The following is a 20,911-nucleotide window of genomic DNA, read 5'->3' on the forward strand; positions in this document are numbered from 1 at the left end:
CTGGAGGGAACGCAGCAATGAGCTACAACCAGCCGGGCCCGTACGGCGGCCAGCCTCAGCAGCCCGGACCGTACGGTCAGCCGGGTCCCTACGGCCAGCAGCCGCCGCAGGCCCCGCAGCCCGGTTACGGGTACCCGCAGCAGCAGCCTCCGCAGCCCGGCTACGGATACCCGCAGCAGGCCCCGCAGGGCGCTCCGCCGCAGCAGGGCCAGTGGGGCCAGCCTCAGCAGCCGGGCCCGTACGGCCAGCAGCCCCAGTACGCCGGCGGCCAGGTGCCGCCCCCGCCGGCCGCGCCGAAGAAGAAGACGGGCCTGATAGTGGTGGCCTCGGTCGTGGCGCTCGCGGTGATCGGCGGCGGCGCGTATCTGCTGCTGGGGGGTGGCGGCGGCAACAGCGACGTCTCGGCCGACACGAAGGGGTACAAGCTCACCCCTGCGGCGTCGGTCGACGAATACAAGAAGGACAAGGACACCCCTAGCTCTCTCTCCGACAAGGAGAAGAAGAAGGCAGAAGCGCTCGGGGTCAAGAACCCGGCGCAGGCCGGCGCGCAGTACAAGTCGGCCGGCGCCAGCTCCCCCCTGGAGGGGAAGATCGTCAACCTCACCGGGCTGTGGGGCGAGATCGCCGACCCGGAGAAGGCGGTCGACGGCTACTTCGCGAGCATCAAGGAGGGCGACGAGAAGGACGGGGACGTCTCCGTCGAACTCATCGGCAGCCCCACCTCGGTCAAGCCTTCCGGTTTCGAGGGCGCTCTGATGAAGTGTCAGAACGCCAAGCTCAAGGCGGAGGGTGACGCGGCCTCCTCGTCGGCCAAGGGCCCGAAGGAGTTTGAGATCCCGATTTGCGTCTGGGCCGACTACAGTACCGTCGCCGCCGTGAACGTCATCGACGCGGCGCAGATGCTGGGCTCAGGCGGCAAGCCCGTCCCGCAGGACCAGGTCGCCGAACTCGCGGCCAAGCTGTACAAGACCTCGCGCACCAAGGTCTGATTCTCCGAGCCCAACACGAAGGGGCGCCCGGCCAGTTCAGCTGACCGGGCGCCCCTTCGGCGTAAGTACGTAACCGCTACGCGGACTTCTCGTGGCGCCCGTCGTTCTTCACGATCCGCGGCTCCCGCGGCACCAGCGTCGGGTTCACGTTGTTGTGGACCACGTCCTCCGTGATGACGACCCGGGCCACATCCTTGCGGGACGGGACCTCGTACATCACCGACATCAGGACTTCCTCCATGATGGCCCGCAGACCACGCGCACCCGTCTGGCGCAGGATCGCCTGGTCCGCGATGGCCTCGAGCGCGCCGCGCTCGAAGTCCAGCTCCACGCCGTCCAGTTCGAACAGCCGCTGGTACTGCTTCACCAGCGCGTTCCGCGGCTCCACCAGGATCTGGAGCAGCGCCTCGCGGTCCAGGTTGTGGACCGAGGTCAGGACGGGCAGGCGGCCGATGAACTCCGGGATCATCCCGAACTTCACCAGGTCCTCCGGCATGACCTCCTGGAACTGGTCGCTCGCCTCGATCTCGCGCTTCGAGCGGATCGTCGCGCCGAAGCCGATGCCCTTCGCGCCCGCACGCGACTCGATGATCTTCTCCAGGCCGGCGAAGGCGCCGCCCACGATGAAGAGCACGTTCGTCGTGTCGATCTGGATGAATTCCTGGTGCGGATGCTTCCGGCCGCCCTGCGGCGGGACGGAGGCCGTCGTGCCTTCCAGGATCTTCAGCAGCGCCTGCTGGACACCCTCGCCCGAGACATCGCGGGTGATCGACGGGTTCTCGCTCTTGCGGGCGACCTTGTCGATCTCGTCGATGTAGATGATCCCGGTCTCGGCCTTCTTGACGTCGTAGTCGGCCGCCTGGATCAGCTTCAGCAGGATGTTCTCGACGTCCTCGCCGACGTAGCCCGCTTCCGTCAGCGCCGTCGCGTCGGCGATGGCGAACGGAACGTTCAGCATGCGCGCGAGCGTCTGGGCCAGCAGCGTCTTGCCGGAGCCCGTGGGGCCCAGCAGGAGGATGTTGGACTTGGCCAGTTCGATCGCGTCGTCCCGGCCCTGCGCGCCGCCGTTCTCACCGGCCTGGACGCGCTTGTAGTGGTTGTAGACCGCTACCGAGAGGGCCTTCTTCGCGGGCTCCTGCCCGACGACGTACCCCTCGAGGAACTCGTAGATCTCGCGCGGCTTGGGAAGTTCCTCCCACCGCACCTCGGAGGTCTCGGCGAGCTCCTCCTCGATGATCTCGTTGCAGAGGTCGATGCACTCGTCGCAGATGTACACACCGGGGCCTGCGATGAGCTTCTTCACCTGCTTCTGGCTCTTTCCGCAGAACGAGCACTTGAGCAGGTCGCCGCCATCACCGATGCGTGCCACGAGGTGCTTCCCCTTCGCCTGGGAGCAGCTTGGTTCAGCCGACTCCTGGTGCCTCATATCCGACGGTACCTTGCCTGGCCCCCCGTTCGGGCCCCCCTTGGCACGGTTCACATTGTCGTGCACCACACCAAGGGGGCCGGAGCGGTCAGGCGGCCGCTGCAGCCGTGCTCTTGCGGGTCGAGACGATCTGGTCGACGAGGCCGTACGCGAGGGCGTCCTCGGCGGTCAGGATCTTGTCGCGCTCGATGTCGTCGCGGATCTTCTCGATCGGCGTGGTGGAGTGCTTGGCCAGCATCTCCTCGAGCTGCGTCCGCATCCGCAGGATCTCGTTGGCCGCGATCTCCAGGTCGGAGAGCTGCTCACGGCCGGTCTGCGAGGACGGCTGGTGGATCAGTACGCGCGCGTTCGGCAGGGCCATCCGCTTGCCGGGGGTACCGGCGGCGAGCAGCACGGCCGCGGCGGAGGCCGCCTGGCCCATGCAGACCGTCTGGATGTCCGGCTTCACGAACTGCATCGTGTCGTAGATGGCGGTCAGCGCGGTGAAGGAGCCACCGGGGCTGTTGATGTAGATCGAGATGTCCCGGTCGGGGTCCATCGACTCCAGGCACAGCAGCTGCGCCATGACGTCGTTGGCGGAGGCGTCGTCGATCTGCACGCCGAGGAAGATCACGCGCTCCTCGAAGAGCTTGGCATACGGGTCGTATTCGCGCACGCCCTGCGAGGTGCGCTCCACGAAGCGCGGGACGACGTAGCGGTTGTCCACCTGCGGGCCGGTGTAGAGGCCGCTGGCGGAGGCGCCGGAGAAGTTGCTCATGTCGGTGTTCACCATCCTGGTGGCGTTCTGCGGGCTGGGGAGACTGGGGGCACTGACTGCCAGGCGCAAAGGCTCAGGCGCCGGTGCCGCCGCCGCCCGGAACGCCCGATGCGGAGGCCATGATGTCGTCGATGAGGCCGTATGCCTTGGCCTCGTCAGCGGTGTACCAGCGGTCGCGGTCACCGTCGCGGATGATCGTCTCGACGGTCTGACCGGAGTGCTGAGCGGTGATCTCCGCCATGCGCTTCTTCGTACGGAGCAGGTACTCGGCCTGGATCTTGATGTCCGAGGCGGTACCGCCGAGGCCGGCCGATCCCTGGTGCATGAGGATGTCTGTGTTGGGGAGCGCGAAGCGCTTGCCCGCGGTGCCGCCGGTCAGCAGGAACTGGCCCATCGAGGCGGCCATGCCCATACCGATCGTGACCACGTCGTTCGGGATGTACTGCATGGTGTCGTAGATCGCCATGCCGGCCGTCACCGAGCCGCCGGGGCTGTTGATGTAGAGGTAGATGTCCTTGTCCGGTTCGGCGGCAAGGAGCAGCATCTGCGCCGTGATCTTGTTGGCGATGTCGTCGTCGACCTGCTGGCCGAGGAAGATGATGCGCTCGCCGAGCAGCCGGTTGTAGACATGGTCGCCGAGGCCTCCACCGATGGACGGCTCACCCGCGGCGTTAGGCATCAGATTCGTCACGTATCCACCTGCTCGTCTCTGACGGCTCCGGCCGTCTCAGCGTCTTCGTACTGGGGCGGGGACTCCCCTGCCCTCGTATTCATGGACCCTAACGCGCTGGTAGGCGGGCGCCATCCCGCTTCCCGAACTGTTCGCTCGGAGCGCAAGGTGACAGGGGTCCGTATGTACGACGGCGGGCCCCGGGCGCATGGTGCGTCCGGGGCCCGCCGTAGGGCTCAGCGCGAGGCTCAGGCCTCGGTCTTCTCCGCGGCCGCGTCGCCTTCGTCGTCAGCGTCGTCACCCTCGACAACGGCCTCGACGGTCTCGGCGGCGGTCTCGGTCTCGTCCTCTTCGTCCTCGAGGTCGACGAGCTCACCGTTGGTGTCGACGACCTTGGCGGCCTCGACGACCACGGCGAGCGCCTTGCCGCGGGCGACCTCGCCGACGAGCATCGGCACCTGGCCGCCTTCGACGACGGCCTGGGCGAACTGGTCGGGGCTCATGCCGGAGGAGGCGGCACGCCGCATGAGGTGCTCGGTGAGCTCCTCCTGGTTGACGTTCAGCTTCTCCTTGTTGACCAGCTCGTCGAGGATGAACTGGGTCTTGATGCCCTTGATCGCCTGCTCGGACGTCTCGGCGTCGAACTCTTCCTCGGTCTTGCCCTGGATCTCCAGGTACTTGGCGAGGTCGATGCCCATCTGACCGAGCTGGTGGTGCTCGAGGTTGTGCTTGCGGGTCTTGACCTCGTCCTCGAGAAGCTTCTCGGGGATCGGGACCTCGGCCAGCTTCAGCAGCTCGTCCAGGACGCGCTCCTGGGCCTGGGTGGCCTGGTCGTACTGCTTCATGTTCTCGAGGCGCTTGCGGCTGTCCGCACGCAGCTCCTCGAGGGTGTCGAACTCGCTGGCCATCTGCGCGAAGTCGTCGTCGAGCTCGGGGAGCTCGCGGGCGGTGACGGCGGTGACCTTGACGGTGACCTCGGCCTCCTTGCCCTCGGCGCTGCCGCCCTTGAGCTCGGAGGCGAAGGTGGCCTCGCCGTCGGCCTCCAGGCCGGTGACGGCCTCGTCGATGCCGTCGAGCAGCTCGCCGGAGCCGATCGTGTACTGGACGCCGCTGGCGACGCCGTCCTCGAGGACCTCGCCGTCGACCTTGGCCTCGAGGTCGATCGTCACGACGTCGCCGTCGGCGGCGGCGCGCTCGACCGGGTTGGTGGAGGCGAAGCGGCCGCGCAGCTCCTCGACCGCCTTGTCGACGTCCTCGTCGCTGACCTCGACCGCGTCGACGGTGACCTCGATGCCGGAGTAGTCCGGGATCTCGATGACCGGGCGGATGTCGACCTCGGCGGTGAAGGCCAGCGTCTCGCCGTCCTTCAGCTCCGTGATGTCGACCTCGGGCTGGCCGAGCGGGTTCAGCGAGGCCTCGTTGACCGCCTCGGTGTAGAACTTCGGGAGGGCGTCATTGACAGCCTCCTCCAGCACCGCACCACGGCCGAACCGCTGGTCGATCACTCGGGCCGGGATCTTGCCCTTACGGAAGCCCTTGACCGTGACCTGCTGGTTGATCTTCTTGTACGCCGCGTCGAGGCTGTCCTTGAGCTCCTCGAAGGGCACCTCGACAGTGAGCCGAACCCGAGTCGGGTTCAGGGTCTCCACGGCGCTCTTCACGGTTCGGTCTCCTTGGTGGATTCTGGGGTTCTGCTGCGTCCGCCGCACTGGAGGCGGCTCAGCGGATCGGCCCTGCTTCTCGTCGGACTCGCCGGCTTTCGTCGGACTCGTCAGACACACGGGCACGCAGCTTGCATAGTAGCCGCAAGCAGGATGAGCCCCACAATGCGATCTTGAAGACGATCGTGGTGATGGTCGGGGTGGCCGGATTCGAACCGACGACCTTCCGCTCCCAAAGCGGACGCGCTACCAAGCTGCGCCACACCCCGTCGGTGCGACACGTAGGGTACATGCCCGCAGGCTGTGAGGCTGCCGCATTCTCCGGCAGGGGTTGCGGGGCGGAATGGGGTGTGCGGCACCGGCCCCGGACCCGCTACGATGCTCTTCGTAACCGCGGCCCTCGTGACCTGCGGTGCGGTGCTTGCGGGCGTAGCTCAATGGTAGAGCCCTAGTCTTCCAAACTAGCTACGCGGGTTCGATTCCCGTCGCCCGCTCTCGAAGGCCTCAGGCCCGGTTCGGTGGTTGACCACCGAACCGGGCCTGAGGCGTTTTCGCTGATTTCCCTGAGGCGTCGCCGCCGCGGGAGCAGTCGGCCGACTCGGGCCGACTCAGGTCAGAAGTTGATGTTGTTGATCGTCTCGGCCAGCGAGTCGAGGAATTTGTTGATCGACGGCGCCATGCCCGTCGAGGCGAGGAAGAAGCCGAACAGCACCGCGACGATGGCGGGTCCGGCCTTGAGGGAGCCGCCGCGCATCAGCACCACGAGGATGATCGCCAACAGCAGCACCACAGACAGTGAAATGGCCACAACTGATCACACCCTCGGTCGGTCCACCTTGCCGGCCCGGGAGCGTGCAGCCCAGCACACCCCCGCCACGACCATGTTGCCACCAACAGCCCCATACATGCTCCCCGCTGACGAATCATCGACGACGGGATCACGCCAACCGCACGCCTGTGCACGCCTCGTGGCGAAGGGGCGACTCGGCCGTAGGGGCGAAATACGGGACGGAATTCGGCCTGATCGTTTCCATGCCCCCACAACTCGGTCACACGAAATTCGACAGCGCGCGGTGAGGAAATTCACCCCACCGTAAGCCCGTGACGAAATGCACCATTTAACGGGGATTAATTGGTGCATATGGTGCGGTTGGTGCCCGTGTCAGATTCGAATGGGAGACGGGCGGAAGGGTTTTACTAAATGGAATGGACGAGGCTAAGGTGCCTCAGATGTTCCACGCTCCGCACGGATATCAGAGGGCCCCGCTCCCCCCGGGCCGGGAGTCGGAGCCCGTCCCTACGACGCAGCAGGCACGCACGCCTGTTCGTGACACGCCTGGCGAGAAGTCCACCCCGAAGTCCACCAGGCGAGACGCATACTTCGACAACGCGAAGTATCTGGCCATCGTGCTCGTGGCGGTGGCGCACGCATGGGAGCCGGTGATGGACGGCAGCCGCGCCTCCCGGGCGCTGTACCTGCTCGTCTACACCTTCCATATGCCGGCCTTCATCCTCATCTCCGGCTACTTCTCGAGAAGTTACACCGGCCGGCCCGACCAGCTCAGACGTCTGCTGACCGGGATCGCCGTGCCGTACATCGTCTTCGAAGTGGTGTACTCCCTCTTCAGACGGTGGGCCCAGCACGCCCCCGAGCAGCCGATCAGTCTGCTCGACCCCTTCTATCTGACCTGGTTCCTGGCCGCTCTGTTCATCTGGCGGCTGACCACTCCGCTGTGGCGGCTGATCCGCTGGCCGCTGCCGGTGGCGCTCGCGATCGCCTCGCTCGCCGCGATGACGCCGAACATCGGAGCCGACCTCAACCTCCAGCGCGTGCTGCAGTTCCTGCCGTTCTTCGTGCTCGGGCTGATCCTGAAGCCCGAGCACTTCCAGCTGGTGCAGCGGCGGGAGGTGCGGCTGCTCGCGCTGCCGCTGTTCGCCGGGGCGGGCCTCTTCGCGTACTGGGCAGCTCCCCGGATGAACTTCAGCTGGCTCTACCGCTCCAGCAGCGCCCAGGAACTGGGTGTGCCGTGGTGGACGGGGATCGCCATGACCCTCGCGTTCTTCGGATGCGCAGTGCTGCTGACGGCCGGGTTCCTGGCCTGGGTGCCGCGGCGCAGCACCTGGTTCACGGTGCTGGGCGCCGGCACCATCTGCGGCTATCTGCTGCACGGACTGCTGATCAAGGCCGCGGACTACGGACATGTGTTCGAGACGTACACCTGGCTGAGCGACCCGGGCGGCGAGATCTTGCTGACGTTCATCGCGGCGGCCGTGGTGACGCTGCTGTGTACGCCGCCGGTGCGGCGGGCGATGCGGTGGGTGACCGAGCCGGAGATGTCGTGGGCGTTCCGGCGGGACACGACGGAGCTCGGTCCGCGACGGTGAGCCGGCCTGTCCTGATTCAGGCCGTCTGATCCACCCGGGTCCGCTTGAATGCCGCCTGAATGCCGCCTGAATGCCGCCTGAATCAGGACAGGCCCAGCAGCCCGCGCACCTTCCCGTACTTCGCGGTCAGCCGGGTCCTCGTCGCCTCGTCGAGGACCGCGAGCCGCGCCGGGTCGGCGTTGTGCGCCAGATCGGCCTCCTTGACCAGACGGGCGCCGGGAGCGGCCAGAATGCGCCTCGTGTAGTCCTCCAGGTCCTCGCCCTTGCGCTTGGTGAGTGCCAGGACCATGTCCTTGACCGACTGCGGCAGCGCGGCGGCCTCCAGCCACTCCCGGGACAGCGCGTCGTCCTCGACGGAGTCGTGCAGCCAGCCGGCCGCGATCTGCGCGTCACTGCCGCCCCGGGCACGTACGCCTTCCGCGACGGCGGCGAGATGCTCGGTGTACGGGCGGTCCGCCTTGTCCGTCTGGGCTGCGTGGGCCTCGCGGGCGATCGCCTCGACCTCGGAGAGCGTGAGATATGGCATGGGCACGACTTTACGGGTGCCTGCCGCGGGGCCGCCCCGGCCGTTCGGAGACGAACGCAGGAACGAACAATTACGCAGCTGCTCCGGCAAAGGCGGGGGCTGTCAGGGACGTCATACGGGCGGCGATCTGCGCGGCGCTCGCGCGCGGCAGGCTGTCCGCAATCGCGTCGTCCGCGAGGAAAAGCACACGGTCGGCGTACGCGGCGGCCGCCGGGTCATGGGTGACCATGACAACGGTCGCGCCGAGGCGGTCCACCGCGGAGTGCAGCAGCGCGAGGACTTCGGCCGCGGTGGTGGTGTCCAGCGCGCCGGTCGGCTCGTCGGCGAAGACGACATCGGGCCGAGTGACCAGCGCACGGGCGATCGCGACCCGCTGCTGCTGGCCGCCGGAGAGTTCCGCGGGACGGCGCCTGGCCTTGTCGGCGAGGCCGACCTGGCCGAGTACGTCGGCGGCCCGACGGCGGTCGGCAGGTCATGTGACCGCCAACCCCGAAGCGGTCAAGGAGGGTTCACTCCATTACGCTCGCTTGCAGGCCGCAGCCCTCTCCGTGGAGGATTCGGCGGCACTGCTCAGCCGCGTGATGGAGGAGCGATATGGGCACGAGCCGGAACCTGACGAACGCGGCATGGCGTAAGTCCAGCTAGAGCGGGACCAGCGGAGGCGACTGCGTCGAGTGCGCCACCCTCGGCGACACCGCCTGGCGCAAGTCGTCCTACAGCGGAAGCAGCGGCGAGTGCGTCGAGGTCGCCTCCTGCCCCTCCGCCGTCGCCGTGCGCGACTCCAAGAACCCCGAGGGCCCCGCCTTCGCCGTCCCGGCAGCCGCCTTCGCCGCGTTCGTCACGGCCGCCGTTGACGGCGAGTTCAGCAGCTAAGCAACGCCCGCCAGTTCGAGCAGCGCCCGGTCACTCCCCCGGCCTGCGATCACGGCCAGCCCCACCGGCAGTCCGTCCATCGACATCCGGGGCAGCACCAGAGACGGCAGGCCCGCGCCGCTCGCCAGGCAGGTGAGGCGGAACGTCGCCTGCCTGGTGACGGCCTTCCGCTCGGGGTCCTCATCGATCAGGGGCGCGGGGCCGCCCGCCGCGGGAAGCAGCAGCACCGCGTCCTCGGGGAGAGCCACGCGCAGTTCGCGGGCGGTCCGGTGGACCACCGCCTCCGCCGCGGCCCGCTCCTCCGGGGACACCGCTGCCGCACGGGCGAACCGGGCCTCGACCCCCGGCCCCAGCGTGCCGGGGTGCGCGCTCACCCAGGTCCCGTCGCACTCCCATACCTCCGCGCCCTGAGCCGTAGCAAAGGCCGCTGCCCTCTCCCCCGGGTCGCCGCCCAGGGACGGCACTTCCTCGATCCGCAGGCCGAGCCGTTCGGCCAGGTCCGCGGCGGCAGGGCCGAAGGCCTCCCGTACCCCGTCGTCGGCGAGTGCGACAAGGTCGGCCGCCACCAGGGCCGTACGGAACGGGCGTTGACCTTCACCAACCCCCGCAGGCAGGAGTACGTCGCCCAGCTGCGCCAGCGTGGCCGCGTCCCGGGCGAGCCAGGCGACGGTGTCGAAGGAGGGGGCCAGCGGCAGCATGCCCGTGGTGGGGACCAGGCCGTGGGTGGGCCGCAGGCCGTAGAGGCCGCAGTACGACGAGGGGACCCGGATCGATCCGGCGGTGTCGCTGCCAAGTCCGGCGTCGGCCTCGCCGAAGGCGACCGCGGCGGCCGGGCCGCTGGAGGACCCGCCGGGGACGCGGCCGGGTGCGGCCGGGTTGGGCGGGGTGCCGTAGTGCGCGTTCGTGCCGTTGAGGCTGTAGGCGAATTCGTCGGTCTGCGCGATGCCGGTGATGTCGGCGCCGGCGTCGAGCAGGGCGGCGACGGCCCAGGAGTGCGCGGGCTGTGGTTCGGCCTCGGCGAGGCGGGCGGGGTTGCCGGCGCCCAGCCGATGGCCCGCGACGGCGTGAACGTCCTTGACGGCGAGCCGTACACCGTGGAGCGGACCGGTGCCGGATCCGGCGACCAGCGGGGTGCCGCGCTCGCGCCAGACCGTGCTGTCTGTCGTGGCCATCAGGGCTCCTTGGGATGCGGTCGTGGCGTCCAGCATCTCTTGAACCTGTCCGTCGTGGACGACGCACAGCCTTCGGCCGTGTCCTCAATCGCCGGACAGGCTAGAAGTGCGCTCCCCAGGACACGGTCATGGCATCCATGCATCTCCTGACCCTGTCCGTCGTGGACGACGCACAGCCTTCGGCCGTGTCCTCAATCGCAGGACCGGCTGGATTCCAAGCCCGTCCGGCGATTGAGGACAAAACGCTTACGCCTCGCGGCACAGAAGCAGCAGCGCCCGGTCGTCGTTGACGTCCTTCGCCACCGCCTCGATCAGATGCCAGGCCGCGCCCTCGAAACCCGAGGCCACATACCGGTCGGCCTCCCCGGTGAGGCGGTCGATGCCCTCGCTGATGTCGCGTCCCGACGCCTCCACCAGGCCGTCCGTGAAGAGCATCAGTACGTCGCCGGGTCGCAGGGAGCCCTTGACCGGGTCGAACTGCGCCGCGTCGTAGACACCGAGCAGCGGGCCGTCGGTGTCCTTCTCCTCCCAGCGGCCACTTCCCGCGTGCAGTTGGAGCGCGGGCAGATGGCCCGCCGACAGCAGCTCGTAGTCGCCGGAGTCCAGGTCGAGGACGAGGTGGATCGAGGTCGCGAAGCCCTCGTCCCAGTCCTGGCGGAGCAGATAGCCGTTGGCCGCGGGCAGGAAGCCGTGCGGCGGGAGCGAGCCGAGCAGGCCGCCGAACGCGCCGGACAGCAGCAGCGCACGCGAGCCCGCGTCCATGCCCTTGCCGGAGACGTCGGTGAGGACGACCTCCAGGGTGCGGCCGCCGTTCGTACGGGCCGCGACCACGAAGTCGCCGGAGAAGGACTGGCCGCCCGCCGGGCGCAGCGCCATCTCGTGGTGCCAGCCCTTCGGCAGCTTCGGCAGAGCGCTCTGTACCCGGATGCGTTCGCGCAGGTCGAAGAGCATTGTTCCGCCGCGTCGCCAGGGCACGCCGACTCTCGCCCGGAACTGCGCTATGAGCAGACCGAAGAAGCCGCAGGCCGCGACGGTCAGTACGGTGCCCGGGGTGACTCTCGCCGGGCCTTCGGTGTACGGGCCGAGCACGACCGACTCGATGATCAGGGCCGTCGCCGCCGCCGCGTACAGACCGAGCAGGCTCGCCGGGCGGAGGAGAAGACCGCCGGCCACGATCGGCAGGACCAGCGCCGCCGGGGAGACCCAGACGGGGACCACTATCGAGCCCCATGTGAAGGCCGGAATGGTCAGCAGCAGCCCGGCGAGAGCAATCCAGTCCGAGCCGTCGCCGCGGAAGTAGTCGACTCCGGATTTGCGCAGCGCGATACGTGCCCGGTGCACCGCTTTCCGCAACCGGGCCGTGAACGAGTCTGCTGCAGAGGTACGGGCCATTGCCGTGGACCCTATCCACCCGGTCGCCTCCCGCGCAGGGGGACCCCTGTGACAATGCGTTCGAAATCGGGTCGCCCCGATGACGTAGCCCTGGTAGGCATGGCATATGACGACAGAGCTGCGAGTGCTGCGTCCGTCCGAATGGGACGACTGGTACAGGAAGTTGATGCTCGCCTTCGGCGGAGCCGGGGAGACCCCGGAGGAGCGCGATCTGTGGGATTCGCTCACCGAGCACGCACGCTCGATCGGGGTCTGGGACGGCGACGACTGCGTGGGGACGGCCGGAGCGTTCTCGTTCGGGGTCTCGGTCCCGGGCGGCGCGACGGTGCCGGCCGCGGGCGTGACGATGGTGAGCGTGGCGGCGACGCATCGGCGGCGCGGTGTGCTCACCTCGATGATGCGCCGCCAGCTCGACGACGTACGCGGCTGGGGCGAGCCGCTCGCCGTGCTGACGGCCTCCGAGCCGGAGATCTACGGACGCTTCGGCTACGGGATCGCGACGCAGCAGATGTCCGCGCAGATCGACACGGTCCAGGCGCGTATCAACGTTCCGGAGGGCGCCGACGCGGTTCGGCTGCGGTTCGCGAAGGTCGAGGATGTCGCGCAGGAGTGCGAGGCGGTGTACGTCCGCAGCATCGGTTCACGGCCGGGCATGCTCGCCCGCAAGCCGGGCTGGGAGCGGCTGCCTCTGCTCGACCCGCCGGGCGATCGTGACGGCGGCTCGGCGATGCTGTGCGTGGTCGCCGAGCGGGAGGGCGAGATCGTCGGCTTCGTCCGCTTCCACAACAAGGCGGAGTGGGAGCCGCGCGGCCCGAAGGGCACCATTGTGCTGCGGCACATCGAGGCGCTCGACCCCGTGACATACGCCGTTCTGTGGCGCTTCCTCTTCGACATCGACCTGACCGTGCAGGTCGTGGCACGCAACCGGCCCGTGGACGATCCGCTGCTGCACCTGGTCAACGATGTGCGGCGGTGCGAGGTCCGGGTGCGGGACGGGCTGTTCGTACGGCTGGTGGACCTGGGGGCGGCGCTGGAGGCGCGGACGTACCAGACGCCGCTGGATGTGGTCTTCGACGTCGAGGACGCCTTCTGTCCGTGGAACACCGGGCGCTGGCGGCTGACCGGCGACAGCAAGGGCGCGTCGTGCAAGCGGACGGACGACGAGGCGGATCTGGCGCTGTCCGTACGGGAGTTGGGGGCGGCGTATCTGGGCGGGGTGTCGCTGACGGCGCTGGCGGGGGCGGGGCGGGTGCGGGAGCTGCGGGCGGGGGCGGTTGCCGAGGCGTCGACCGCGTTCGGCAGTGACCTGGCGCCCTGGCTGCCGCACGGCTTTTAGTTCCCCACCCGGGGCTCCGCCCCGGACCCCGCGCCTCAAACGCCGGCGAGGCTGGGTTTCGGGGGTTCGGCTCCCGGGAACCCGCGCCTCAATCGCCGGCGAGGCTCTTGTTGGGGCTCCGCCCCAAGCCCCGCTCCTCAAACGCCGGCGAGGCTGAGATCTTCCGCCGACGCCGGGTTTCCCGGCCGAGGGGCTGAACTGTCCCGGAACCCAGCCCGTCCGGCGATTGAGGACACGGCCGAAGGCCGTACGGGGTCTGGGGGCTTGCCCCCAGACCCCGGGAGCTATCCCCGCTGGCACGCCTCGCACCAGAAGAGATTGCGTGCGGCGAGACCGGCGGTGCGGATCTCGCCGCCGCAGACATGGCAGGGCATCTGTGCCCGGCGGTAGACGTAGACCTCGCCACCGTGGTCGTCGACGCGCGGCGGGCGGCCCATCGCCTCTGGGGTGTGCTCGGGGCGGACGGTGTCGATGCGGTTGTTCCGTACGCCCTCGCGCAACAGCTCCACGAGGTCCGTCCAGATCGCGGTCCACTCGGCGCGGCGGAGGTCCCGGCCGGCGCGGTAGGGGTCGATGCCGTGCCGGAAGAGGACTTCGGCGCGGTACACATTGCCGACGCCCGCGATGACCTTCTGGTCCATGAGCAGCGCGGCGATGGTGGTACGGGAGCGGGAGATACGGGCCCAGGCCCGGTCCGGGTCCTGGTCGGCGCGCAGCGGGTCGGGGCCGAGGCGGTCGTGTATCGCCTGCTTCTCGCCGTCGGTGATGAGTGCGCAGGTGGTGGGGCCGCGCAGATCGACGTACGCGGTCGGGCCGGCCAGCCGCAGCCTGACCGTGTCGGTGGGCGGCGGCGCGGGGACGTCGCCGAAGTTCACCTTGCCGAAGAGGCCGAGGTGGATATGGACCCAGCCGAGCGGGCCGAAACCGAGGAAGAGGTGCTTGCCGTGCGCCTCGGTGGTCTCCAGGACCTGACCGTCGACCAGCGCCGCACTGCCGGAGAACTTCCCCTGCGGGCTGGACGCCCGCACAGACCGGCCGCCGAACCTCTCGAAGTGGTCGGCGGCCAGTCGGTGGATCGTGTGCCCCTCGGGCATCAGCCCTGCTGCGGGTGGTGCGCCGGGATCGCGGGGAGCTCGCCGGTCTTCTCGTACTCCGAGAGCATCTCGATGCGGCGGGTGTGACGCTCCTCACCCGAGTACGGCGTAGTGAGGAAGATCTCGACGAACTTGGTCGACTCCTCCGCCGTGTGCATCCGGCCGCCGATGGCGATGACGTTCGCGTTGTTGTGCTCGCGACCGAGAGCGGCGGTCTGCTCGCTCCAGGCGAGTGCCGCGCGCACCCCCTTGACCTTGTTCGCGGCGATCTGCTCGCCGTTGCCGGAGCCGCCGATCACGATGCCGAGGCTCTCCGGGTCCGCGACCGTCTTCTCCGCGGCACGCAGGCAGAACGGCGGGTAGTCGTCCTGGGCGTCATAGATGTGGGGACCGCAGTCGACGGGCTCGTGGCCATGGGCCGTGAGCCACTCGACGAGGTGGTTCTTGAGTTCGAAGCCGGCATGGTCGGAGCCGAGGTACACGCGCATGTTCCGAGTGTGGCACGCGAGCGCCCGGGTAGCCGTCAGCGGGGTCAGGACCCATACGGGTCGTTCGCCTCCGCTTATCTCCTGGACCTAACGATCCGGAGACGGGACTTCACACATCAGGAGTCGCGGGTTTGAATGCGGGGGCTCGTAACCCGAGTGCTCTCGAACCTAAGGATTCGTCCATGACCTCGCAGCAGACCCTTACGAAGGAAGGCGAGCAGGCCGGTACGACCGGTAAGCCGCAGTCCTCCGACGGTCTCCAGGCCGGACTCAAGAACCGGCACCTGTCCATGATCGCCATCGGCGGTGTGATCGGCGCCGGCCTGTTCGTCGGCTCCGGTTCCGGTATCGCCGCGGCCGGCCCGGCCATCCTTCTGTCGTACGCACTCGTGGGCGCACTGGTCGTCTTCGTGATGCGGATGCTCGGTGAGATGGCCGCCGCCAACCCGACCTCCGGCTCCTTCTCCGCCTACGCGGACCGGGCGCTCGGCCGCTGGGCCGGGTTCTCGATCGGCTGGCTGTACTGGTTCTTCTGGGTCGTCGTGCTCGCGGTCGAGGCGACAGCCGGCGCGAAGATCCTCGAAGGCTGGGTGCCTGCGGTTCCGCAGTGGGGGTGGGCACTGATCGTGATGGTGGTGCTGACGGCGACGAATCTGGTGTCGGTGTCCTCGTACGGCGAGTTCGAGTTCTGGTTCGCGGGCATCAAGGTCGTCGCGATCGGCGCGTTCGTGATCATCGGCCTGCTCGCCGTCTTCGGAGTGCTGCCGGGCTCGGACAACGCCGGTGCGGGCTTCGCACACCTCACCGATGCCGGCGGATTCATGCCGCACGGTGCGGGCGCGATCCTGACCGGTGTGCTGATGGTCGTCTTCTCCTTCATGGGCAGCGAGATCGTGACGCTGGCGGCCGGTGAGTCGGAAGACCCGCAGCGGGCCGTCACCAAGGCCACGAACAGCGTGATCTGGCGGATCGGCGTCTTCTACCTGGGCTCGATCTTCGTGGTGCTGACGCTGCTGCCGTGGAACGACAAGTCGATCGTCGACAAGGGCTCGTACGTCGCCGCGCTCGACTCGATCGGCATCGCGCACGCCGGCGAGATCATGAACGTGATCGTGCTGACGGCGGTGCTTTCGTGCCTCAACTCGGGGCTGTACACCGCCTCGCGGATGGCGTTCTCGCTCGGCCGGCGCGGCGACGCGCCCAAGGCCTTCGCGCGGACGAACTCCCGGGGTGTGCCGCAGGTGGCCATCCTCGGCTCCGTGGTCTTCGGCTTCCTCGCCGTGTTCTTCAACTACAAGTGGCCGGACACCGTCTTCGCGTTCCTGCTGAACGCCTCCGGTGCGGTGGCGCTGTTCGTGTGGCTGGTCATCTGTGTCACCCAGCTGAGGATGCGCGGGATCATTCAGCGCGAGATGCCGGAGAAGCTCGTCGTCCGGATGTGGCTCTTCCCGTATCTGACGTGGCTGACCATCGCGATGATCACGTTCGTACTGGGCTACATGGTCTACGACGGCGGCGACGCGCGTAAGCAGGTGCTGCTGTCGCTGCTGGTGGCGGCGCTGGTGATCGCGTTCGCGGTCGGGCGCCAGATGTTCAGGCCGAGCGTGTCGGCGGTCACGGCCGAGTCTGCGGTTTCGGCTGATGATGTCGATGCCGACGGCGCCCAGAGCGGTGTGCAGGACGCGGTCACCCGGTCGTAGGTGGTCAACACGCAAGGGGGCCCGCAGCCGTCGGTGGCTGCGGGCCCCCTTGCGTGTCGCCCCGGATCCTGACCCAAACCTGACGGCAGATGTCAGGTTATTGAGACACGCTCTCCGTGAAAGCCGCCAAGGAACGAACGGAGGGCCCTCTTCATGCTTCCCACCGCCGAGACCACCTTCCGCCCTGGTGACACCGGCTACGAGGACGAACTGGCCGGATTCCAGACGGGGTTCAGCCGGCGGCCGACGCTGATCGTCGGTGCGGCCGACGCCGAGGAGGTGCGCTCGGCAGTGGCGTACGCGGCCGGGCACGGGCTGCCGGCCGGCGTGCAGGCCACCGGTCATGGGCTGCCGGGAGCCGCCGACGGCGGGGTCCTGACCGGGCCCGGTGCGCCGGTGATGTCCGTGGTGCAGATCAACCATCTGGGCGGGGCGCTGGAGCGGGAGCCGAAGACTCCGAACGCGGTGCCGTTCCGCGACGCGCGCTATCTGGTGCGGGTGCTGAATCCGCTGGACGGCCCGGACCTGGACGCGGTCCGCGCCCTGCACGGGCGGGCGTTCGGGGTGCTGGAGCCGCTGACCGTGGGCCGCTCGCTCAACTTCGCCTTCGGCGGCGGGGACCGTACGCAGGGGCTGTACGACGCCGAACGGCTGGAGAGGCTCGCCGGGGTCAAGTCGCTGTACGACCCGGCGAACCTCTTCCGGCAGAACTACAACATCAGCCCCGGCGGCCGATGAGCTTCCAGGCGGTGGGCAGCGCGCCCATCGCCAGGGCGGCCTTCAGAGCGTCGCCGATGAGGAACGGCACCAGGCCCGCGGACACTGCCTGACCCATCGTCATCCCGGTGGCCAGGGCCAGGTACGGGACGCCGACCGCGTAGATGATCACGGAGCCGGCCACCATCGCGCCCGCGGTGCGCAGCACGGAGCGGTCGGCGCCGCGGCGCGCGAGGGCGCCGACGACCGTGGCGGCGAGCAGCATGCCGAGGATGTAGCCGAAGGACGGCATCGCATAGCCGGAATCGCCCTCCGCGAACCACGGCATGCCCGCCATGCCGACCACCGCGTAGAGCGCGAGGGAGAGGAAGCCACGGCGGGCGCCGAGCGCGGTGCCGACGAGGAGCGCGGCGAAGGTCTGGCCGGAGACCGGGACCGGCGAGCCCGGGACCGGGACGGTGAGCTGGGCCGCTATGCCGGTGAGTGCCGCACCGCCGACGACGAGCGCGATGTCCCGGGTACGGGAGGCGGGCAGCAGGTCGGCGAGGACCGCTCCGGGACGGGAGGTGACGGAAGCAGTACTCATCGGGACTCCGCGGAGGTGAGGGCAGGTAAGGACACGGCGACGCTATCTCGCGGTGATCGCTCGATCACCATCAGCCGCCGACAAAGGCCGACGGAGCGCTTTGGTGGGGATCAAACAAAAGCCGCCCGTCATACGCGAGTTGGCGTGATGCTCGTCACTGAGGTCGGAGCGGAGTGGGACCGTTTTGCGCGGAGGGACGGACTCCGGAGAGACTGTGGAGTCCCGCCAACCCGGCTGCCGCAGCGCTCCTGGTCGCGGCGGGACGCGCGGGACGTGTGCGACGCATGCGCGACGTTTGCGACGCTGTGACGACGTGCGCAAGTGTTCACCTTGTGTGAGCATCGTGCCCGTATAGCGGACATACGTTCCTCGTAAGCGGGTCCCATGCCCAGACTGGTCCGCTCCCCCGTCTCAGCGACTGAACAGGGCACGCCCATGTCTCGGACCTCCGCGCCTGCGCCCGTCGACCAGCAGGCCGACGCTTCGCTCTCGCACGGACTCAAGCAACGCCATCTGTCGATGATCGCCCTTGGCGGTGTGATCGGCGCCGGACTCTTCGTCGGCTCCGGCGCCGGCATCGCCGCGGCCGGCCCGTCCATCGTCATCGCCTATGCGATATCCGGGCTGCTCGTCATGCTCGTGATGCGCATGCTCGGCGAGATGTCGGCGGCGAACCCGGCCTCCGGCTCCTTCTCGGTGCACGCCGAGCGGGCGATCGGCCCCTGGGCGGGCTTCACCGCGGGCTGGGCGTTCTGGTTCCTGCTCTGTGTGGCCGTCGGCCTCGAGGGCATCGGCGCCGCGAAGATCATGACCGGCTGGCTGCCGGGCACACCGGAGTGGGCCTGGGTCGCCCTCTTCATGCTGGTGTTCTGCGGTACGAACCTGGCGGCGGTGAAGAACTTCGGCGAGTTCGAGTTCTGGTTCGCGGCGCTCAAGGTCGGCGCGATCGCGCTCTTCCTGGGCATCGGCGTGCTGGCGATCCTCGGCATCCTGCCGGGCACCGACGCGCCCGGCACCGCCAACCTCACGGGCGACGGCGGCTTCATGCCGAACGGCTCCGAAGGCCTCGTCGTGGGTCTGCTCGCCTCGGTCTTCGCGTACGGCGGCCTGGAGACGGTCACGATCGCCGCGGCCGAGTCCGAGCACCCGGTCCAGGGCGTCGCCAAGGCCGTGCGTACGGCGATGTGGCGCATCGCGATCTTCTACATCGGCTCGATGGCCGTCATCGTCACGCTGGTCCCGTGGGGCGACCCGAAGGTCGTCGAGAAGGGCCCGTACGTCGCGACCCTCGACCACCTGGGCATCCCTGGTGCCGGCCAGATCATGAATGTGGTCGTGCTGGTCGCGCTGCTCTCCGCGATGAATGCCAACGTCTACGGCGCCTCCCGCATGGCCTGCTCGCTGGTGGCCCGCGGCCAGGGCCCGAAGGTGCTCGGCAAGGTCTTCAGCGGTGTGCCGCGCACTGCCGTACTGGTCTCCTCCGTCGTCGGTTTCGCGTGTGTGCTGCTCAGCTACTGGCGGCCCGACGATGTCTTCATGTGGCTGCTCAACATGATCGGCGCGATCATCCTGGTCGTGTGGATCTTCATCGCCGTCTCCCAGCTCCTGCTCCGTCGCCGGATCGAGCGCGAGGCACCGGAGAAGCTGGTGGTGAGGATGTGGCTGTACCCGACGCTGACCTGGGTCGCGCTGGCGGGCATGGCGACGGTCTTCGTCCTGATGGCGCGCGAGGCGGACACGCGTACGCAGCTGTACTACACGGGTGGGCTGACGCTGGCGCTTGCGGCCGTGGGCTATGTGCGTCAGGTGAGGGCGGCGCGGGGCGGAGTGGAGCCGGTGGACGCGGAGCCGAGCGACGCGTGAGGGGTGACCGGGGCCGTCCGGTGGCCGGTTCGTCCTCAAACGCCGCACGGGCTCAGACTGCCGGACCCGCTTGAGCTTCCGCCAGGTCGGCGATCGGACGCGGTGCCCCCGGGCCGACTCACGCCGTCCGGTGGCCGGTTCGTCCTCAAACGCCGGACGGCTCAGACTGCCGGACCCGCTTGAGCTTCCGCCGAACGGGCTTGAGATTCCGCCGGGTCGGCGATACGGCGCAGCGCATTGGACCCCCGGGCCGCCACGGCCCGGGGGTTCTCCGTGTCCGGGAAGCATCGTCCGTGCTTTTCGACGTCGCGCGCCCTCTATCCACACCGCACGGCATATGACAATCTCGCCTCCCCGCTCCGCTCGCCGCGCCTCCGCCTCCCCGCGAACCAGGCGCGCGAGCGGATCGGCGACAGCCTGACGACCACCTGGAGTCCTAGGACCATCGCCTGATCACCCCCCGGCCCTCCTGCTGCTAGCGTGCACCTGCATAAGATATGCAATAAGCACCCGGAGGGACCGGACATGGCCATGTACACGCTTCCTGAACTTCCCTATGACTACGCGGCGCTCGAACCGGTCATCAACCCGGAGATCATCGAGCTCCACCACGACAAGCACCACGCCGCCTACGTCAAGGGCGCCAACGACACGCTCGAGCAGCTCGCGGAGGCGCGCGAGAAGGAAGCCTGGGGCTCGGTCAACGGCCTGGAGAAGAACCTCGCGTTCCATCTCTCCGGCCACATCCTGCACTCGATCTACTGGCACAACATGACCGGCGACGGCGGCGGCGAGCCGCTGGAGAAGGACGGCGTCGGCGAGCTCGCCGACGCGATCGCCGAGTCCTTCGGCTCCTTCGCCGGCTTCAAGTCCCAGCTGACCAAGGCCTCCGCGACCACGCAGGGCTCGGGCTGGGGCGTCCTCGCATACGAGCCGGTCAGCGGCCGTCTGATCGTCGAGCAGATCTACGATCACCAGGGCAATGTCGGCCAGGGCTCGGTCCCGATCCTGGTCTTCGACGCCTGGGAGCACGCCTTCTACCTTCAGTACAAGAACCAGAAGGTGGACTTCATCGAGGCGATGTGGAAGGTCGTCAACTGGCAGGACGTGGCGAAGCGTTACGCGTCAGCCAAGCAGCGCGCGAACAACCTTCTGCTCGCTCCGTAGCGCCGCCGCCGTGGCGCCGTCGCCGTAACGCCACATGGTCGTCCTGCTCGTGATCGTCTTCTCAACCTTCACCTGCAGGCGGATGAAAAGGGGCGGCCCCCGCGAGGAT

18 protein-coding genes, 2 tRNA genes and 3 pseudogenes are annotated in these 20,911 nt (G+C 68.7%); 10 read left to right on the plus strand and 13 right to left on the minus strand.

Translation table 11 applies throughout. The annotated features are described in order from the left end of the window. The first annotated feature begins 17 nt into the window (after positions 1 to 17). Entirely contained in the window at positions 18 to 989 is a 972-nt protein-coding gene (locus AB0D12_RS14085) for a hypothetical protein (RefSeq protein WP_362681074.1), read from the plus strand. A 76-nt stretch (positions 990 to 1,065) separates the two neighbouring features. Here the strand turns inward: AB0D12_RS14085 and clpX are convergent, their stop codons facing one another. The 5 genes from clpX to AB0D12_RS14110 form a co-directional block, all read right to left on the minus strand. Then, on the minus strand, positions 1,066 to 2,358 hold the full coding sequence (gene clpX / locus AB0D12_RS14090) for an ATP-dependent Clp protease ATP-binding subunit ClpX (protein ID WP_327323604.1): 1,293 nt from the start codon (positions 2,356 to 2,358) through the stop codon (positions 1,066 to 1,068). Between the two features lie 145 nt (positions 2,359 to 2,503). Beyond that, positions 2,504 to 3,187, minus strand: a complete 684-nt coding sequence (locus AB0D12_RS14095) for an ATP-dependent Clp protease proteolytic subunit (protein ID WP_327323605.1) — start codon at positions 3,185 to 3,187, stop codon at positions 2,504 to 2,506. Between the two features lie 58 nt (positions 3,188 to 3,245). Beyond that, positions 3,246 to 3,851: an ATP-dependent Clp protease proteolytic subunit gene (locus AB0D12_RS14100; protein WP_327328313.1), complete on the minus strand. Its 606-nt coding sequence runs from the start codon at positions 3,849 to 3,851 to the stop codon at positions 3,246 to 3,248. Positions 3,852 to 4,090: 239 nt separating this feature from the next. Next, positions 4,091 to 5,503 (minus strand): trigger factor, encoded by a 1,413-nt coding sequence (gene tig / locus AB0D12_RS14105; RefSeq protein ID WP_362681078.1) that lies wholly within the window; start codon positions 5,501 to 5,503, stop codon positions 4,091 to 4,093. A 192-nt stretch (positions 5,504 to 5,695) separates the two neighbouring features. Further along, positions 5,696 to 5,772 (minus strand) — tRNA-Pro (locus tag AB0D12_RS14110). 154 nt (positions 5,773 to 5,926) lie between these two features. Here AB0D12_RS14110 and AB0D12_RS14115 point away from each other — a divergent pair. Beyond that, positions 5,927 to 5,997, plus strand: a tRNA-Gly gene (locus AB0D12_RS14115). Between the two features lie 119 nt (positions 5,998 to 6,116). Here the strand turns inward: AB0D12_RS14115 and AB0D12_RS14120 are convergent. Then, positions 6,117 to 6,311: a hypothetical protein gene (locus tag AB0D12_RS14120; protein WP_362681081.1), complete on the minus strand. Its 195-nt coding sequence runs from the start codon at positions 6,309 to 6,311 to the stop codon at positions 6,117 to 6,119. Between the two features lie 422 nt (positions 6,312 to 6,733). On the opposite strand from AB0D12_RS14120, the gene AB0D12_RS14125 reads away from it, so the two are divergent. Then, positions 6,734 to 7,888, plus strand: coding sequence for an acyltransferase family protein (locus AB0D12_RS14125; protein ID WP_362681301.1), 1,155 nt, complete (start codon positions 6,734 to 6,736; stop codon positions 7,886 to 7,888). A gap of 82 nt (positions 7,889 to 7,970) precedes the next feature. On the opposite strand, the gene AB0D12_RS14130 is transcribed toward AB0D12_RS14125, so the two are convergent. Continuing rightward, a complete protein-coding gene (locus AB0D12_RS14130) occupies positions 7,971 to 8,420 on the minus strand; it encodes an HD domain-containing protein (RefSeq protein ID WP_362681084.1) in 450 nt (149 codons plus the stop codon). Between the two features lie 64 nt (positions 8,421 to 8,484). Continuing rightward, positions 8,485 to 8,880 (minus strand): annotated as a pseudogene (locus AB0D12_RS14135) (ATP-binding cassette domain-containing protein); the annotation flags it as partial. A gap of 1 nt (position 8,881) precedes the next feature. On the opposite strand from AB0D12_RS14135, the pseudogene AB0D12_RS14140 reads away from it, so the two are divergent. Together AB0D12_RS14140 and AB0D12_RS14145 are read left to right on the plus strand one after the other, a co-directional pair. Next, positions 8,882 to 9,049, plus strand: a pseudogene (locus tag AB0D12_RS14140) (XRE family transcriptional regulator); the annotation flags it as partial. Positions 9,050 to 9,122: 73 nt separating this feature from the next. After that, positions 9,123 to 9,287 (plus strand): annotated as a pseudogene (locus tag AB0D12_RS14145) (DUF397 domain-containing protein); the annotation flags it as partial. On the opposite strand, the gene AB0D12_RS14150 reads toward AB0D12_RS14145, so the two are convergent. Together AB0D12_RS14150 and AB0D12_RS14155 are read right to left on the minus strand one after the other, a co-directional pair. Further along, a complete protein-coding gene (locus tag AB0D12_RS14150) occupies positions 9,284 to 10,459 on the minus strand; it encodes an amidase (RefSeq protein ID WP_362681087.1) in 1,176 nt (391 codons plus the stop codon). The pseudogene AB0D12_RS14145 and the gene AB0D12_RS14150 overlap by 4 nt on opposite strands. A gap of 246 nt (positions 10,460 to 10,705) precedes the next feature. Then, positions 10,706 to 11,851 (minus strand): PP2C family protein-serine/threonine phosphatase, encoded by a 1,146-nt coding sequence (locus tag AB0D12_RS14155; protein ID WP_362681090.1) that lies wholly within the window; start codon positions 11,849 to 11,851, stop codon positions 10,706 to 10,708. A 106-nt stretch (positions 11,852 to 11,957) separates the two neighbouring features. Between AB0D12_RS14155 and AB0D12_RS14160 the strand changes: the two genes are divergently transcribed. After that, positions 11,958 to 13,187, plus strand: a complete 1,230-nt coding sequence (locus AB0D12_RS14160) for a GNAT family N-acetyltransferase (RefSeq protein WP_362681093.1) — start codon at positions 11,958 to 11,960, stop codon at positions 13,185 to 13,187. Positions 13,188 to 13,471: 284 nt separating this feature from the next. Here the strand turns inward: AB0D12_RS14160 and AB0D12_RS14165 are convergent, their stop codons facing one another. Beyond that, positions 13,472 to 14,281 carry a DNA-formamidopyrimidine glycosylase family protein gene (locus AB0D12_RS14165; RefSeq protein WP_362681096.1) on the minus strand — a complete coding sequence of 270 codons (810 nt, stop codon included), beginning with the start codon at positions 14,279 to 14,281 and terminating at the stop codon, positions 13,472 to 13,474. Continuing rightward, complete coding sequence (locus AB0D12_RS14170; protein WP_362681099.1) at positions 14,281 to 14,769, minus strand: ribose-5-phosphate isomerase; 489 nt, start codon at positions 14,767 to 14,769, stop codon at positions 14,281 to 14,283. Before AB0D12_RS14170 ends, AB0D12_RS14165 begins: the two co-directional genes overlap by 1 nt. 182 nt (positions 14,770 to 14,951) lie before the next feature. Here AB0D12_RS14170 and AB0D12_RS14175 point away from each other — a divergent pair, with 182 nt between their 5' ends. Next, entirely contained in the window at positions 14,952 to 16,469 is a 1,518-nt protein-coding gene (locus AB0D12_RS14175; RefSeq protein WP_362681102.1) for an amino acid permease, read from the plus strand. Positions 16,470 to 16,622: 153 nt separating this feature from the next. Continuing rightward, a complete protein-coding gene (locus AB0D12_RS14180) occupies positions 16,623 to 17,207 on the plus strand; it encodes a BBE domain-containing protein (protein WP_362681105.1) in 585 nt (194 codons plus the stop codon). Here AB0D12_RS14180 and AB0D12_RS14185 read toward each other — a convergent pair. Next, positions 17,188 to 17,772: a biotin transporter BioY gene (locus AB0D12_RS14185; protein ID WP_362681107.1), complete on the minus strand. Its 585-nt coding sequence runs from the start codon at positions 17,770 to 17,772 to the stop codon at positions 17,188 to 17,190. The genes AB0D12_RS14180 and AB0D12_RS14185 overlap by 20 nt on opposite strands. 435 nt (positions 17,773 to 18,207) lie before the next feature. On the opposite strand from AB0D12_RS14185, the gene AB0D12_RS14190 reads away from it, so the two are divergent. Then, positions 18,208 to 19,635 (plus strand): amino acid permease, encoded by a 1,428-nt coding sequence (locus AB0D12_RS14190; protein ID WP_362681110.1) that lies wholly within the window; start codon positions 18,208 to 18,210, stop codon positions 19,633 to 19,635. Between the two features lie 525 nt (positions 19,636 to 20,160). Next, positions 20,161 to 20,802 carry a superoxide dismutase gene (locus AB0D12_RS14195; RefSeq protein WP_362681113.1) on the plus strand — a complete coding sequence of 214 codons (642 nt, stop codon included), beginning with the start codon at positions 20,161 to 20,163 and terminating at the stop codon, positions 20,800 to 20,802. Positions 20,803 to 20,911 lie beyond the last annotated feature (109 nt).

Origin of the sequence: Streptomyces sp. NPDC048479 (genome assembly GCF_040651435.1) — a bacterium.
GTDB lineage: Bacteria > Actinomycetota > Actinomycetes > Streptomycetales > Streptomycetaceae > Streptomyces.